14 protein-coding genes are annotated in these 14,429 nt (G+C 75.4%); 13 read left to right on the forward strand and 1 reads right to left on the reverse strand.

Annotation, left to right across the window (positions count from 1 at the left end; translation table 11 throughout):
• Positions 1-155: 155 nt before the first annotated feature.
• The 11 genes from ACNF49_RS09370 (at position 156) to ACNF49_RS09420 (ending at position 12,839) form a co-directional block, all read left to right on the forward strand.
• Complete coding sequence (locus ACNF49_RS09370; RefSeq protein WP_357985421.1) at positions 156-683, forward strand: EF-hand domain-containing protein; 528 nt, start codon at positions 156-158, stop codon at positions 681-683.
• Positions 684-853: 170 nt separating this feature from the next.
• Complete coding sequence (locus ACNF49_RS09375; RefSeq protein ID WP_357985417.1) at positions 854-2,056, forward strand: DegT/DnrJ/EryC1/StrS family aminotransferase; 1,203 nt, start codon at positions 854-856, stop codon at positions 2,054-2,056.
• Positions 2,053-3,192, forward strand: coding sequence for a DegT/DnrJ/EryC1/StrS family aminotransferase (locus ACNF49_RS09380; RefSeq protein WP_482943439.1), 1,140 nt, complete (start codon positions 2,053-2,055; stop codon positions 3,190-3,192). The genes ACNF49_RS09375 and ACNF49_RS09380 overlap by 4 nt, the downstream gene beginning before the upstream one ends.
• Complete coding sequence (locus ACNF49_RS09385) at positions 3,189-4,115, forward strand: UbiA family prenyltransferase (RefSeq protein WP_482943440.1); 927 nt, start codon at positions 3,189-3,191, stop codon at positions 4,113-4,115. The genes ACNF49_RS09380 and ACNF49_RS09385 overlap by 4 nt, the downstream gene beginning before the upstream one ends.
• Positions 4,112-5,389 carry a protoporphyrinogen/coproporphyrinogen oxidase gene (locus tag ACNF49_RS09390; RefSeq protein ID WP_482943441.1) on the forward strand — a complete coding sequence of 426 codons (1,278 nt, stop codon included), beginning with the start codon at positions 4,112-4,114 and terminating at the stop codon, positions 5,387-5,389. Before ACNF49_RS09385 ends, ACNF49_RS09390 begins: the two co-directional genes overlap by 4 nt.
• A gap of 31 nt (positions 5,390-5,420) precedes the next feature.
• A complete protein-coding gene (locus tag ACNF49_RS09395) occupies positions 5,421-7,028 on the forward strand; it encodes an AMP-binding protein (protein ID WP_357985406.1) in 1,608 nt (535 codons plus the stop codon).
• 187 nt (positions 7,029-7,215) lie between these two features.
• Positions 7,216-8,760, forward strand: coding sequence for a CoA transferase (locus tag ACNF49_RS09400; RefSeq protein ID WP_482943442.1), 1,545 nt, complete (start codon positions 7,216-7,218; stop codon positions 8,758-8,760).
• On the forward strand, positions 8,761-10,422 hold the full coding sequence (locus ACNF49_RS09405; RefSeq protein WP_482943443.1) for a class I adenylate-forming enzyme family protein: 1,662 nt from the start codon (positions 8,761-8,763) through the stop codon (positions 10,420-10,422). It begins immediately after the preceding gene.
• Entirely contained in the window at positions 10,419-11,216 is a 798-nt protein-coding gene (locus tag ACNF49_RS09410) for a class I SAM-dependent methyltransferase (protein WP_482943444.1), read from the forward strand. The genes ACNF49_RS09405 and ACNF49_RS09410 overlap by 4 nt, the downstream gene beginning before the upstream one ends.
• Positions 11,216-11,644 carry a carboxymuconolactone decarboxylase family protein gene (locus ACNF49_RS09415; RefSeq protein ID WP_482943445.1) on the forward strand — a complete coding sequence of 143 codons (429 nt, stop codon included), beginning with the start codon at positions 11,216-11,218 and terminating at the stop codon, positions 11,642-11,644. The genes ACNF49_RS09410 and ACNF49_RS09415 overlap by 1 nt, the downstream gene beginning before the upstream one ends.
• A 25-nt stretch (positions 11,645-11,669) precedes the next feature.
• Complete coding sequence (locus ACNF49_RS09420) at positions 11,670-12,839, forward strand: WD40 repeat domain-containing protein (protein WP_482943446.1); 1,170 nt, start codon at positions 11,670-11,672, stop codon at positions 12,837-12,839.
• Positions 12,840-12,843: 4 nt separating this feature from the next.
• Here the strand turns inward: ACNF49_RS09420 and ACNF49_RS09425 are convergent, their stop codons facing one another.
• Positions 12,844-13,485 (reverse strand): SDR family NAD(P)-dependent oxidoreductase, encoded by a 642-nt coding sequence (locus ACNF49_RS09425; protein WP_482943447.1) that lies wholly within the window; start codon positions 13,483-13,485, stop codon positions 12,844-12,846.
• Positions 13,486-13,574: 89 nt separating this feature from the next.
• Here ACNF49_RS09425 and ACNF49_RS09430 point away from each other — a divergent pair, with 89 nt between their 5' ends.
• Together ACNF49_RS09430 and ACNF49_RS09435 are read left to right on the forward strand one after the other, a co-directional pair.
• The gene (locus ACNF49_RS09430) at positions 13,575-13,958 is read left to right on the forward strand and encodes a MerR family transcriptional regulator (RefSeq protein ID WP_357985385.1); all 384 of its coding nucleotides are present in this window, start codon (positions 13,575-13,577) and stop codon (positions 13,956-13,958) included.
• Positions 13,959-13,971: 13 nt separating this feature from the next.
• Positions 13,972-14,418 carry a pyridoxamine 5'-phosphate oxidase family protein gene (locus ACNF49_RS09435; RefSeq protein WP_357985382.1) on the forward strand — a complete coding sequence of 149 codons (447 nt, stop codon included), beginning with the start codon at positions 13,972-13,974 and terminating at the stop codon, positions 14,416-14,418.
• Positions 14,419-14,429 lie beyond the last annotated feature (11 nt).

The following is a 14,429-nucleotide window of genomic DNA, read 5'->3' on the forward strand; positions in this document are numbered from 1 at the left end:
CCGTGACCTCTGGTTTACCTTCAGTCACTCAGGGTAATCTGTTGATTGCGCACAGTAGTGGGAACCACTCGTTTTCGAGCCCCACTAGAGGTCGCGTCCCTCCCCCCGATGATCCCCACGACGGCGGGCGGGCGCGTGTCACGAAAGGACAGACAATGGCTGCGGGCACCAAGACGACCAGCCGGCTGGAAGAGCGCTTCCGCCTCTGGGACAACGACGGCTCCGGCGCGATCGAGCGCTCCGACTTCGAGAACGAGGCCGACGGCATCATCGAGGGCCTGGGCGTGCAGGGGACGCCGCAGGCGCAGCAGCTGAAGCAGGCGTACCTGGCGATGTTCGACCACCTCGCGGGAGCGGTGGGCGCGTCGCGGCTCGACCAGGCGCAGTTCCTCCAGGCCGCCGAGCGCGAGATCATCAGCAGGGGCGACGACGGGTTCGCCCAGGTCGTGGGCCCGACCATCCAGGCCATCGTCAACGTCCTCGACCGTGACAACGACGGCGAGGTCGACTCCTCCGAGATGGCCAAGTGGTTCGCGGCCATCGGGCTCGACGGCGCGGTCGCCGCCGAGGCCTTCCGGCAGATGGACACCGACGGCACCGGCAGACTCTCCGTCTCCGAGCTGGTCGCCGCCGTCCGCGACTACCACCTCGGCAAGAACGACATCCCCCTGCTCGGCAGGTGACCTAGGCCCGAGCAGGCCGAAGGGTCGCCCAGAGCCGCTGTCTCCGGGGCGGCTCCGCCGAGGGAGCCGTCCGGGGGCCTTGTCCCCGGGCGGCTCCGCCCGAAGAAGGGGCCGTCCGGGCCGCATCCCCGGGCGGCCCCGCCGCCACCATCGCACCCAGGACGGGAACCTTGGAGAAAACACTCTCTCCGCCCGGAGGATCGCCGCCCCGCGCCGCCGCTCCCATCCCCTTCTTCTCCCAGGCGGCGACGTTCGACCGGCTGTGGAAGGAGATCCGCGCCGGGTGCGTCGACGTGCTGGACCGCGGCAAGTTCTCCCACGGCGCGAAGGTCGCCGAGCTCGAACGCCGGCTCGCCCTGTGGACCGGCGCCGCGCACGTCGTCGGCGTCAACTCCGGCACCGACGCGCTGGTGCTGCTGCTGCGCGCGGCCGGCCTGCGACCCGGCGACCAGGTCGTGGTGCCCGCCTACAGCTTCATCGCGACGGCCAGCTCCGTCGTGCTGGCCGGCGGCGTGCCGGTCTTCGCCGACATCGAGGAGCACGGCCACGGCATCGACCCGGCCTCCGTCGACGCCGTGGCCGGGCCGCGCACCACGATGGTCATGCCGGCGCACCTGTTCGACCGCCTGGCCGACCTGCGGGGCGTGTGCGAGGTCGCCCGGCGGCGCGACCTGACCGTGCTGGAGGACAGCGCCGAGGCCATCGGCATGCGCCTCGACGGCACCCACGCCGGGCTCGTCGGCGCGGGCGGCGTGTTGTCGTTCTTCCCGTCCAAGACCCTCGGGGCCATCGGCGACGCCGGCGCGCTGCTCACCGACGACGACGGCATCGCCGAGACCGCGCGGGCGCTGCGCCACCACGGCCGCGGCGGCCGCACCCTCGACCACTTCCCCGGCATCGCCAACCCCACGATCCTGCCCGGCTGCAACAGCAAGATGGACGACCTCCAGGCCGCCGTCCTGCTGGCCAAGCTCGCCCGGCTCGACGCCGACATCGCCCGCAGGTCCGAGCTGGCCACCCGTTACGACGCGCGGCTGCGCGACGTGCCCGGCGTGCTGGCCGTGCCGGGCGCGGCGCCGCCGCACCCGGGCGGCAACCGGGTCAGCTACGTCTACCTCGTCGAGGTCGAGTCCCGCGACGCACTGGCGGCGCACCTGGCCGCGGCGGGCATCGGCACTGAGGTCTACTACCCGGTCCCGCTGCACCTCCAGCCCTGCTTCGCCCACCTCGGCCACGTCCGGGGCGACTTCCCGAGGGCGGAGGCGGCCTGCGAGCGGGCGCTCGCCCTGCCGCTCTACCCCGACCTGTCCGACGCCGCGGCCGATCGGGTGTGCGACGAGATCGAGGGCTTCTACCGAGGGCGGCGCGGATGAGCCGGGTGCCGTTCTTCGCCGCCGACCTGTTCGAGGCCGACCGGGCGACGCTGCTGCGCACGGTCTACGCCGTCGGCACCGGCGAGGCCCAGAAGTTCATCCTGGGCGAGCACACCGCCCGGTTCGAACGCGAGCTGCGCCACCGGCTCGGCGCGGCCGACGTCGTGGCCTGCTCCAGCGGCACGTCCGCGCTCACCCTGGTGCTGGCCGCCATGGACGTGGGGCCCGGCGACGAGGTCGTGGTGCCCGCCTTCGGCTGCGCCCCGCTGGCCGCCACCGTCGTCGGCGCCGGGGCGCGGCCGGTCTTCGCCGACGTCGACCCCGTGCGGCTCACCGCCGACCCCGCCGCCGCCGAGTCGCTGGTCACCGGGCGGACCAGAGCGGTGATGCCTGCCCACATGTTCTCCGTGATGGCTGACATGCCGCGCTTCCGCGAGCTGGCCGACCGGCACGGCCTGCGGCTGGTCGAGGACTCCGCGCTGGCCCAGGGCGGCACGCTGGGCGGACGGCCCGCCGGTCGGTGGGGTGACGCGGGCGTCTACTCGTTCGTGCAGGTCAAGACGTTCGGCATGCCGGGGGAGGGCGGTGTGGTGATCACCGACGACCCGGCACTGGGGGCGCGCGTACGGATGCTGCGCAACCACGGCCAGGACGGCGCCCGGCGCTTCCACCACCACCGCGTCGGCCACAACAGCCGCTTCGACGAGGTGATGGCGGCCTTCCAGCTCCACCGGCTGGCCGGCCTCGACGACCGCCTGTCGCGCCGGGCCGAGATCGCCTCCTACTACTCCCGGCGGTTCGAGCCCCTCGCGGAACGCGGGCTCGTGGCACCGCCCGTCGGCGGGGACGGGCGGTTCCCCTACGTCTACACCGTGCTCACCGAGCACCGGGACGCGCTGGCGGCCCACCTGGCCGCCCGCGACATCGCCACCCACGTCTACTACCCGCGCACGCTGCCCGCCCAGCCGGCCTTCGCCTCCTTCGCGCCGCCCGGCGCGTCCTGGCCGGTGGCCGAGTCGGCCGCCCGGCGCAATCTGTCGCTGCCGCTGCACCCGCGGCTCGCCGACGCCGAGGTCGAACGCATCGCCGACGCGGTCTGCGCGTTCGCCCACGGCTCCCCGCAGGAGAACCCATGACCGACCAGGTGGTCACCCGCGGCCTCGGCCCCTACGCGCGGCTGGCCAAGCTCGACATCTACGACTACTACCTGGGCCTGCCGCTGGTGTGGTCGCTGCTGCCGCCGGCCGGGCGCTGGCAGCCGTACGCCGTCGGCCTGCTGCTGTCCGTGCTGATCGCCGAGGCGGCCGTGGTGGCCGCGATGGTCGGGTTCGACGACATCACCGGCCACCGCGACGGCAGCGACGCGGCCAACTACTCCTCCGACGCCGCCCGGCGCAGACTGGCCCGCAAACCGCTGGTCGCCGGCACGCTCACCGAGCGGCAGGCGCTGCGCTTCGCCTGGACGGCCACCGCGATCAGCGCCGTGCTCTGGGCCGCGGTCGTGGCCGCCGCCCCCCACCGGCCCGCGTGGGTGGTCGTGACGGCGGCGGCGTGCGTGGTCGCGGCCGTGCAGTACTCGTGGGGGCTCAAGCTCAGCTACCGGGGGTTCCAGGAGCTGTTCCTCGTCGGGCTCGGCGTGGGGTGGGTGCTGGTGCCGTACGGGCTGCTGACCGGGCAGGCGGGCGGGTTCGTGGCGGTGCAGGCGGTGCTCTTCGGGCTCGGGCCGATGATCTTCGGTCTGTACTCCAACACCAACGACGCGCGCGGTGACCGGGCGGCCGGGCGGTTCACCGTCGCGGCGCGGACGTCCCCGCGGGTCAACGCCGCCTTCGTCACCGCGGTGAGCGCGGCCGAGAGCCTGGTCGTCGCGTGGGCCGTGGCCGCCGGGGTCGCGCCCTGGTGGTTCCTGGGCGTGCTCGTGCCGCTGCTCTCCCTCCGCGCGACCCAGCTCGTGATCGGGTTCGTACGGGGAGACGTGCTGCGGGCCCGGCGGGTGGCGATCCGCACCCACCGCGTCACCGTCGGCGTGCTGATCCTGGCCAACCTGGTCCTGGCATGAACGTGGACGTCGCGGTGGTGGGGGCCGGGCCGGCGGGCCTGGCGGCCGCGTACGCGCTGGACCGGGCCGGGCTCGCGGTCCGCGTCCTGGAGGCGGCCGAGGCGGTGGGCGGGCGGATGCGCACCCTGCGGGCGCGGGGCTGCCTGATCGACACCGGCGCCGAGATGTTGCCCTCCGCGGACGGCTACCCGGCCACCTGGCGGCTGATCAGGGCGGTCGGCCTCGACGCGGCGGCCGTGCCGAGGGTGCCCGACGCCGTCGGCGTGTGGCGCGACGGGCGGGTCCATCCGCACGTCGGCCGCCCGCTCGGGCTGCTCACCGGCGCGGGCCTGCCGCCGCGCGCCCGGCTCGACCTGGTACGCCTCCGGCTCCGCTTGGCCCGCAGCCGTCCTGGCCCGGAGGCCACCGTCGCCGACCTGGTCGGGAAGTACCATCCCGACCTGCGCGCGTTCCTCGTCGAGCCGCTGGTCGCCGGGTTCTTCGGCTGGGACGCCGGGCGTTCGTCCGCCGCGGTGTTCGCCGAGCACCTGACGAGCACCGGGAGCACGAACACCTGGCACACCTACCGAGACGGCATGGACACCCTGGCCAGGGTGCTCGCCACCGGGCTCGACGTGGTCACCGGGCACGAAGTGACAGGGGTGGTCCCGTGCCCGGGAGGGGTGCGGCTGGAGTCGCCGCGGGGGAGCGTGAGCGCGCGGGCGGCGGTCCTGGCCGTGCCCGCGCCCGTGGCGGCCCGGCTGCACCCCGGCGCCCCGCCGGCGGAGCGGGCGTACCTGGAGGCGTGCACGTACGCGCCCATGCTGCGGCTCAGCCTCGTCCTCTCCCGGCCGGCGGCGCCCGGCTGGCGCGGGTTCGCCACGCTCGTGCCCGCGGCCGAGGACCCCGTGCTCAACGTGATCACCGTCGACCACCACAAGCACCCGGGCCGGGCCCCCGCCGGTACCGGGCTCATCTCGCTCATCACCTCGCCGCAGGGCACGGCCGCGCTCATCGGGGAGAGCGACGAGAAGGTCGCCGACCAGCTCGTCGGACGCGCCGAGCGGTTCGTGCCCGGCCTGGCCGGCCGGGTGGCCCGCTTCCACGTGCACCGCTTCCCGCACGGGCTGCCGGAGGCGACGCCGCGGGCGCTGGCGCTGCGGGCGGCGTTCGAGGGGCGTCCCGGGGCGGCGGTCGACTACGCGGGCGACTGGGTCGCCCTGCGGCCGTGCAGCGAAGGCGCGGTCGCGGCGGGGGAGCAGGCCGCCGCGCGGGTGCTCGCCCGCCTGTCGTAGCCGCCCGCCCGCCTGTCAACGACGTACGCGCATGGAGAGAAAGCAGATGGCCTTCTTCACCCGGCCCATGGAGTTGGGCACCCTTTTCGACGACCTCGCCGAACGCGGCCGCCGGACCGGCGTGCACGTGAGCCGCCCTCTGGACATCGCCCCCCACCTCGGCACCGACCTCGACCTGCCGGACCTGGCAGAGCTGGTCAGGGAGGCGGCCGGCTGGCTGGCAGCCGCCGGCGCGCGCCGCGGTGACCGGGTCGCCGTCGTCAAGCGCAACCACTGGGACTACGTGCTGCTGTCCTGCGCGGCCGCGCGCATCGGGGCGGTGCCCGCCACACTGTCCGCCGACCTGCCGCCCGACGTGCTGGAGATCCTGCTCAAACGGCTGGAGCCCGCGCTCCTCGTCACCGACTCCGCCCTCGCCGCCCGGCCCGGCCTGGCCTTCCACGCGCCGCGCACCCTGGTCGTCGACGGCACGGCCGACGGGCTCTTGTCGCTGGACGACGTGCGCGGCTGGGCCGTGCCGCCGGTGCACCGGCCCGCGCTGGACGATCCGCTGGCCGTCATGCACACCTCGGGGACGACCGGGGTGCCCAAACTCGTCGTGCACTCCACCCGTACGCTGCTGCGCCGCCTGGCCGGGTTCGAGGCCCATCGGTGGCCGGTGCTGGGCAGCCGTCCGGACGACGTCGTGGCGAGCGCCATCTCCTTCGCCCACGGGCGGGCCCTGGCCTGGACCGCGAGCGTGTTGTGGCTCGGCCCCGCCAAGGTGCTGGCCGTCTCCGCGCCCGGCTGGGAGGAGGCCGGCCCGTTCCTGGCCCGGCACCGGCCCACGACGCTGGAGGCGCTGCCGGCCACATACGTGCGGTGGCAGCGGCGCACGCTGGGCGAGGCCGGCCCGTTCGCGCGGGTACGCCTGTACATCAGCACGTTCGACGCCGTGCACCCGCCCACCGTGCGCGCCTTCTTGAACGCCACCCGGCGCCGGCGGCCGGTGTGGATGCAGGGCTGGGGGCAGAGCGAGACCGGGCCGCTGACCTTCCGCCTGCTCACCCGCCGGTCCATGGCGGACGGCGACGGCCGGCACCCGACCACGCGCGACCTCGGGCGTCCGGTGCCCACGCGGACCCGGCTGCGGGTGGTGGACCGCGAGACGTTGCGTCCGCTGCCGCGCGGCGCGAGCGGGCTCGTGGTCTGCCGCACCAAGGCCCTGTGCCTCGGGTACGTCGGCGAGCAGGACCGGTGGCTGGGCAAACGGCTCGGAGGGTGGTGGCACACCGGGGACGTCGGGGCGCTCAGTCGTACCGGCCGGGTGCGGTTCGTGGACCGGGAGACCGACACGATCCCGGGCGCGAGCTGCGTGGAGCTGGAGGACGTGATCGACGACCGGCTGCCCGGGGTGCTGGAGTGCGTGATCCTGGGCGTTCCCGGACGGCCCTCCGTGCCGGTCGTGGTCACCGAGGACGGCGGCCTCGACCGCGACGCGTGGCGGCGGGCCGTCGCGGACCTGCCCGAGCTGGCCGACCCCGTGGTGATCACCTGGGACCAGGTCCCCCGCACCGGCACGGGCAAGGTCCGCAGAACGGCGCTGCGCGAGCTGCTGGGCGAGACCCCGGACACCTACGGCACCGGGCGGTGGACGTGAGGCCGGGATCGCGGGCCGCCGGCCGGTCCGTCGCCGAGCGGGAGATTGTCGCCTGGCCGCTGGCGGGCGTGGTGGTGCGGGCGCGCGGCGAGTCGGTCGCGTTGCGGGTGGCCGTCCAGCGGTTGTGCGCGCTGGGCTGCGAGGTCCGGTTCGACGGCGCGCCGCCGCCGGACGGGGCGCCCGCCGGGTGGCTGGGGGTCGCGTCCGCGCCGTTCGGCAGGCCGGGGAGGCGCTGCCGGAGTGCGGGATCGGCTGGTCGGGGCCGGTCGGGGTGCCGATGGCGGACGAGCGCGACGTGCAGGCGGCCTGCGGGATCGCCCACGTGCACGGGCGGGCCACCGGCGGGCCGAGGACGCTGCGCCTGGACTACGCGTCGGTGTGCGCGGGGGTGCTCAGCGCCCAGGCGCTCACGGCGGTGCTGCTCGCGCTGCTGCGGGGCGGGCCCGCGCTGGCGGCGCGCACGTCCGTCGCGCAGGCGGCGCTGCTCGCGCTCACCCAGTACATCGCGGTCGCCACCTGTGAACGCTCCGACCCGCCCCTCTCCGCGGGCGGCATGCCGTCCCGGGGAGAGGGGCGGGTGCCGCCGTTCCGGTCGGCGGACGGCGTGCGGTTCGAGATAGAGACGTTCGACGCCGAGTGCTGGCGGCGGTTCTGGGACCTGCTCGGCGCCGAGCCGCGGGCCGCGGCGGCGGGCTGGCCGCCGTTCCAGCAGCGGTTCGCGACGGCGACCTGCACGCTGCCGTCCGGCCTGGGCAGGACGGCCGCCGTCGCCGGTTACCGGGACGTCGTGGCGGCCGCCGCGGACGCCGGTGTCAGCGTGCTCCCCGTGCGGGACGCGGACGCGCCGCTGGCGCCCCCGCCCACCTCGCCGTGGCGGCTGCGCGCGCTGACCGAGGCCGCCGCCGGGGAGCCGGCCGGCCTGCCGCCGCTCGCCCGGGACGCCCTGAGCCCGCTGGCCGGGTTGCTCGTCGTGGAGTCCACCAACCGGGTGCAGGGGCCGCTGGCCGGGCACGTGCTCGGCCTGCTCGGCGCGGACGTCATACGGCTGGAGCCGCCCGGCGGGGACCCGCTGCGCGGCGTGCCGCCGATGGCGGGGCCCACCTCGGCCCGGTTCCTCGCGCTCAACCGGGGCAAACGCGCCCTCGAAGCCGACCTCAAGTCCGGCGCCGGACGCCGGGCCGCCCTGCGCCTGATCGCCTGCGCCCACGTGTTCCTGCACAACTGGCCGCCCGGCCGGGCCTGCTCGTACGGGCTGGACCACGACGACCTCGCGCCCATGCGGCCGTCCCTGGTGTACGCGCAGGCCGGGGGATGGGCCGAGGCGCTGCCCCCGCCGCAGCCCATGGGCACCGACTACCTGGTGCAGGCCTACAGCGGGGTGGCGGCGCGGCTGGCCGGACCCGGCGAGCAGCCCGCGCCGTCCCTGATGACGCTCACCGACGTGCTGGGCGCGCTGATCAGCGCCGAAGCCGTCGTCGCGGCCCTGGTGGCCCGCGCCCGCACCGGCGCCGGCGTACGTGCCGGGACGGCGCTCATGGACGCGGCCCGCCTGCTGCGCGCCGGCCCGCCCGGGACGGCCCCGGCGAGCCGGGAGACCGCCCCCGTGACGGATCTGGCCGCCATGGCCGACGACCCCGCATTCGACCGGGTGCTCGACCGTACCCCGCAAGCCGCCTACAGCCGTGCCCCCTGGACGTTCGTGCCAGCCCCCCGCCACGAGGAGGCCCTCTGAATGCGTACCGACCCCCTGCCCTGGACGTCGGCCAACGGGATCGTCCTGGCCGACCGCGTGCCCGCAGGCGTGCGCGCGGCATGGACCGCCCGCGGCCTGTGCCCCGACCTGGACCTGTACAGCCTGTTCAGCCGGCACGTGCGGCGCACGCCGGAGCGTGAGGCGGTCGCCGACGAGACCGGCTCGCACGACTTCGCCGCGCTGGACGCCCGCGTGCGCCGGGCCGCCGCCGCACTGGCCGCCGCCGGGCGCGGACCGGCCGACATCGTCGCCGTCCTGCTGCCCAACGGGCGCGACGCGGTGGTGGCCGAGCTGGCGGTGGCCGCCGTCGGCGCGGTGGCCCTGCCCATCCCGCACACGCGGGGGCGGCGCGACATCGCGGGCCTGCTGAACCGGTCCCGGGCGGCCGCGCTCATCACCGTGCCCGAGCTGGCTCTGGGGCTGCGGGCCGGGTTGCCGTACCTGGCGCAGACGTGGACGTTCGGCCCGCCCATGCCGGGCACCCGATCGCTCGACGAGGTGGCCGAGCGGGACGTCCGCGGGTGGCGGCCCGCGTGCCCGGCCGCCGAGTGGCCCGCCCGCATCCTGCTCTCCTCCGGCACGGAGTCCGAGCCGAAGATGGTCGCCTACTCCCACAACGCCATGGCCGGCGGCCGGGGCGCCTACCTGCGGGCCGTGCTGGGCGAGGACGGGCCCACGCGCAACCTGCTGCTGGTCTCGCTGGCCTCCTCGTACGGCTCCTGCGGCACCTCCGTCCTGCTGGCCCGGCACGGCGGCACGCTGATCCTGCGCGCCCGCTTCGACGCCGCCGACGCGTTGCGCGCCGTCGAGCGGCACCGCCCCACCCACCTGTACGGCGTCCCGACGATGTTGCGCCGCATGGCCGACTCGGCGGCCGAGGCCGACCTGTCGTCGCTGCGCCGCGTCGTCACCAGCGCCCAGCCCCTGCACGGCGAGGCCAGGCAGGCGTGCGCCCGCCGCTTCGGCGTGCCGCTCGTCAACGTGTACGGCTCCACCGACGGCGTCAACTGCCACACCGGCCGCACCCCGGACCGGTGGGCCCCCGGCCTGGCCGGAACCCCGGACCCGGCCGTCGCCGAGATCACGATCCGGGACGCCGAGGGCGAGCCGGTGCCGCCGGGCGAGCCGGGCGAGATCTGGGCACTCGGCCCGATGACCCCCCTGTGCTACGTCGCCGCCCCCGACCTGGACGACCGCTACCGCGCCCCCGGCGGCTGGGTCCGCACCGGCGACCTGGGCCGCCTCGACCCCGACGGCACGCTGTGGGTCCTCGACCGGATCAAGCGCGTCGTGATGCGCGGCGGCCTCAGCATCTCCCCGGCCGAGGTCGAACGCGAGCTCAGCGCCCATCCCGACGTCGCCGACGCCTTCTGCGTCCCGGTGCCGGACGACGACCTGGGGGAGCGCATGTGCGCCTGCGTGTCGCCGCGGCCCGGCGCGAGACCGCCGTCCCCGGCCGAGCTGATCGTCTACCTGCGTGAGGAACGCGGCCTGGATCGGCGCAAACTCCCCGAACGGTTCCTCTGGCTGCCCGAACTGCCGCTCGGCCCGACCGGCAAGGTCTGCGCCGCCACCCTCACCCGGCTGGCCGCGCGGTCGGCGGTGCCCGTCCCGCGCAGCCCGATGAGGAGCGGCCGATGAGCCGGGCCGCCTACGTGTTCGGCGAGCGCCGCGACCACGTCGCCGAGCAGCACCGCTGCCTGGAGCTGGCCTACGACCCGATGACCATCGAACGCCTGGCCGAGGCGGGCGTCGGTCCCGGCATGCGGTGCCTGGAGGTGGGCGCGGGCGGCGGCAGCGTGGCGGAGTGGCTGGCCCGCCGCGTCGGATCGGCCGGGAGCGTGCTGGCCACCGACATCGAGCCCGCCTTCGAGCCCGTGGCCCCCCGGCTGGAGGTGGTCAGGCACGACATCGTCCGCGACCCGCTGCCGGAGGCCGCGTTCGACGTGGTGCACGCGCGGCTGGTGCTGCTGCTCCTGCCGGAGCGGCTGGCCGTGCTGGACCGGCTCGTCCGGGCGCTGCGGCCGGGCGGCGTGCTGCAGCTCGACGAGTTCGACATCACCTACGGCCCCGGGCTGCTGATGCCCGACCCGGCTTCGGCCGAGCTCTACGAGACGTTCATACGCGCCAAGATCCGCGTGATGACGCGCGCCGGGGTGGACGTGGCCTGGGGACGTCACGCGGCGGCGGCGATGCGGCGGGCCGGGCTGACCGGCGTCGACCCCAGGCCCCGGGTGGAGTTGTGGGACGCGCGCTCGCCGGGGGCGCGGCTGGTCGCCCACCACACCAGGCACCTGCGCGACCGGTTCGCCGAGGAGGGCCTGACCGACCGGCAGCTCGCCGGCGTGCGCGCGCTGCTGGCCCATCCGGACTTCCGCGCCACCTCGTGCGTGACCTACTCCGTGCAGGGCCGCCGTCCCCTGGAGGTGGCGTGATGCGCATCGACCTGCACGGCGCCGCGCCCGGCGTGCACTCCGCGATGGCCCGCTTCGACGCCGCCGCGAGCCGGGAGCTCGATCCCGCGATCGCCGAGCTCGTCCGGGTGCGGGCCTCGCAGCTCAACGGCTGCGCGGTCTGCCTCGGCATGCACACCCGCGCCGCCCTGGAGGCGGGCGAGGACGAGGAACGCCTGCGCACCCTCGCCCTCTGGCGCGACAGCACCCTGTTCACCGGGCCCGAACGCGCGGCGCTGGCGCTCACCGAGTCGATGACCAGGATCGCCGAGGCCGGGGTGCCGGAGGAGGTGTTCGACGCGGCCCGCGAGCACTTCGACGAGACCGGCCTGGCCCACCTGCTGTGGACGATCGCCGCCATCAACGTCTGGAACCGGATGGCGATCGCCGCCGGTCCGCCCGCCGGGTAGGCGGTCGCTGTGGCACGATCGAGGCATGCGATCCCGTACGGAGGTGGCCTTAGCGGGCCTGATCGTGCTCACGCTGACCGGCGGTTGCGCCGACCCGGCGACCCAGCGGGTGTCCCTGATGAACGACCCGTCCGCGCCGCCGTCGTCCAGCCTGGCACCGGCCATGCCCCACGTCGCCACGGACGCCCCGGCGATGCCGGGCGGCACTCCTTCGCCGTCGTACTTCCGGCCGCCCCCGTTGGTTCCGGCGACCTCCCTGGCCGAGCCCATGGCGACGGGCAAGCCGCTGACGGCGACCGGCCCGCCGCGCTTCTTCGTCACCGCCCGGACGCCGATCTTCTCCTTTGCGGACTCGTCCAAGACGGCGGACGCCACGCCGGTGCCGCCCGCCGTGAACGACGCCGTGACGGGCGCCTTCGTGGCGGCCGTGCCGCTGCCGCCCGGGGTGCGCTCGTCCTGGCACCTCGTCGCCGCCGCCCCCGACAACCGCACCTTCGTGCTGGCCGGATGGACGGGGCTGGACACGCCCCTCAGGCTCTTCCGCATCCGTCTCGACGAGAAGGGGCGGCCCGGCGAGCCGGAGCTCGTGCCCGACCTGGAACCCGAGCGCGACCAGGTGACCGCGATGGCGCTCAGCCAGGACGGCACCAGGCTCGCCTACACCGTCACGCTCATCGGCGGCGGGACCAAGGTGGCGGTCCTCGATCTGGCCACCGGGCGGCGGCGGGACTGGGTCACCCGGGAGAGCACCGCCGTCATGGGGCTGGCCTGGGCCCCCGACGGGCGGCGGGTGGCCACGGTGCTGGGCCGAGGGGGCCTCAGCGTGCTCGACCTGGGGAACGCGGGCACCGATCTGATCGCCGCGTCGCGGCCGGTCAGGCCGGACAGGGCGGTGTGGAGCCCCCAGTCGGTGGCCTTCACCCCCGACGGGGGCGCCCTGCTGTACTCCAACGGTCACGATGTCGAGCGGGTGCCGATCGGGGGCGGCCGGCCCCAGGTGGTGGCGCGGCTGACCCTGCCGCGGGGAGCCTCGCTGGGCCTTCGCTTCAGCATCGACGGGACCGGCAGGCACCTGCTGTACACGGACGGATGGCGGGCGCACCGGGTCGACCTCGCCGACGAGTCCACCACGTCGGTCCCGATCGACGCGGGCGAGCGCTCGGGCGAGGGCGAGTCACCGGTCGCCGCCTGGTGAGGGGTCAGGTGCCGAGGTGCTGGGCCTCGTGTTCCCACTGGTCGCGGGGCTGGGTGTGCAGGCGCCAGTAGTGCTCGGCGATGTCGTCGGGGTCGAAGGCGGTGCCGGGGGCGACCACGCCGGCCACCGTGACGCTGGCCACGTGCACGCCGTCCGCGCCGTACTCCTGGTCGAGCAGCGTCACCAGGGTCCGGACGCCGGCCTTGCCCAGTGACAGGCTCACGTAGTCCGGCTTGGGGTACGGCATGCCGCCCGTGACGATGAACGTGCCGCCGCCGCGCCCGGCCATCCCCGGCGCCACGTGGGCGGCGGCGGTGAGCGCCCCGACGACGTTGACCGCGTACGCGTCGAGCTGGGCCCGCGCCGGCAGCTCCCCGGGCCGGTCGGCCTGGACGATCGCGGCGTTGTAGACCACGACGTCGGGCGGGCCCAGCTCGGCGGCCGTCTTGTCGAGCGCGGCGCGCAACGCGTCCTCGTCGGTGCTGTCGGCGACCGCCGTGGCGACCGGCACCCCGTACGCGGTGAGGGACGCCGCCGCCGACTCCACCGTCCGCGCGCTGCGCGCGACCAGGCCGACCGGCAGCCCCTCGGCGGCGAACCGGCGCGCCACCGCCTGCCCGATCCCCGGCCCCGCTGCGATGATCACTGCTCCGGACACCTTCATCTCCCATCTGTATTGGCGACAATGGGCACGATAAAGGGTCACATCCATGTGAAGGTCAACCCGGAGGTTCCATGCGAATCGGCGATCTCGCCCGGCAGACCGGAGTGAGCCGCAGGCTGCTGCGCTACTACGAGGACCAGGGCCTGCTCAAACCGCTGCGCCTGCCGAACGGCTACCGCGAGTACGCCGAGACCGACGTCGCGGAGGTGCGCCACATCCGCGCGCTGCTCGACGCCGGCCTGCCCACGTCGGTCATCACCAGGGTGCTGCACTGCGTCCATGACGACGGCGCCGACATGGTGCCCTCCTCCTGCCCCGAGATGATGGACAACCTCAACCGCGAGCGCGCCCGCATCAGCGGCGAGATCAGCCGCCTGGCGGCCTCGCGGGAGGCGCTCGACTCCATGCTCGCCACCGCCCGCGAGCCTGCCGCGAGGAAGCGTCCGCCCAGGTGAGAGGATGGACGGCATGGATCTGGGGGGCATCCGGACGATGAGTCGCGAGGAGTGCCTGACGCTGCTGTCCACGGTCCCCGTGGGCCGGGTGGCGTGGGCGCGGCCGGGCGGCACGATCATCGTGCTGCCGGTGAACTTCACGCTCGACGCCGACACCGTCGTGTTCCGGATCCCGCCCGGCCGCATCCTGGAGGCGATCGAGCACCGTGTGCCGATGGCGTTCGAGATCGACGACATGGAGCCGGCCATGCGCACCGGGTGGAGCGTGCTGGTGACCGGCGTCGCGGAGGTCGTCCGGGATCGGGAGGAGGCCGGGCGGCTGGAACGGCTGACCGGCGCGCCCTGGCCGGAGCTGACCGATCCGGTGCTCGTCCGGCTGCCGTTGCACCGCATGTCCGGGCGCCGCCTGCCGCTGCATCCGGGTGGGGTGGTGGTCGAGCGCCTCGGCGGGGAGGCGTGAGGCCGAGAGCA

The organism is Actinomadura sp. ATCC 39365 (genome assembly GCF_054392275.1).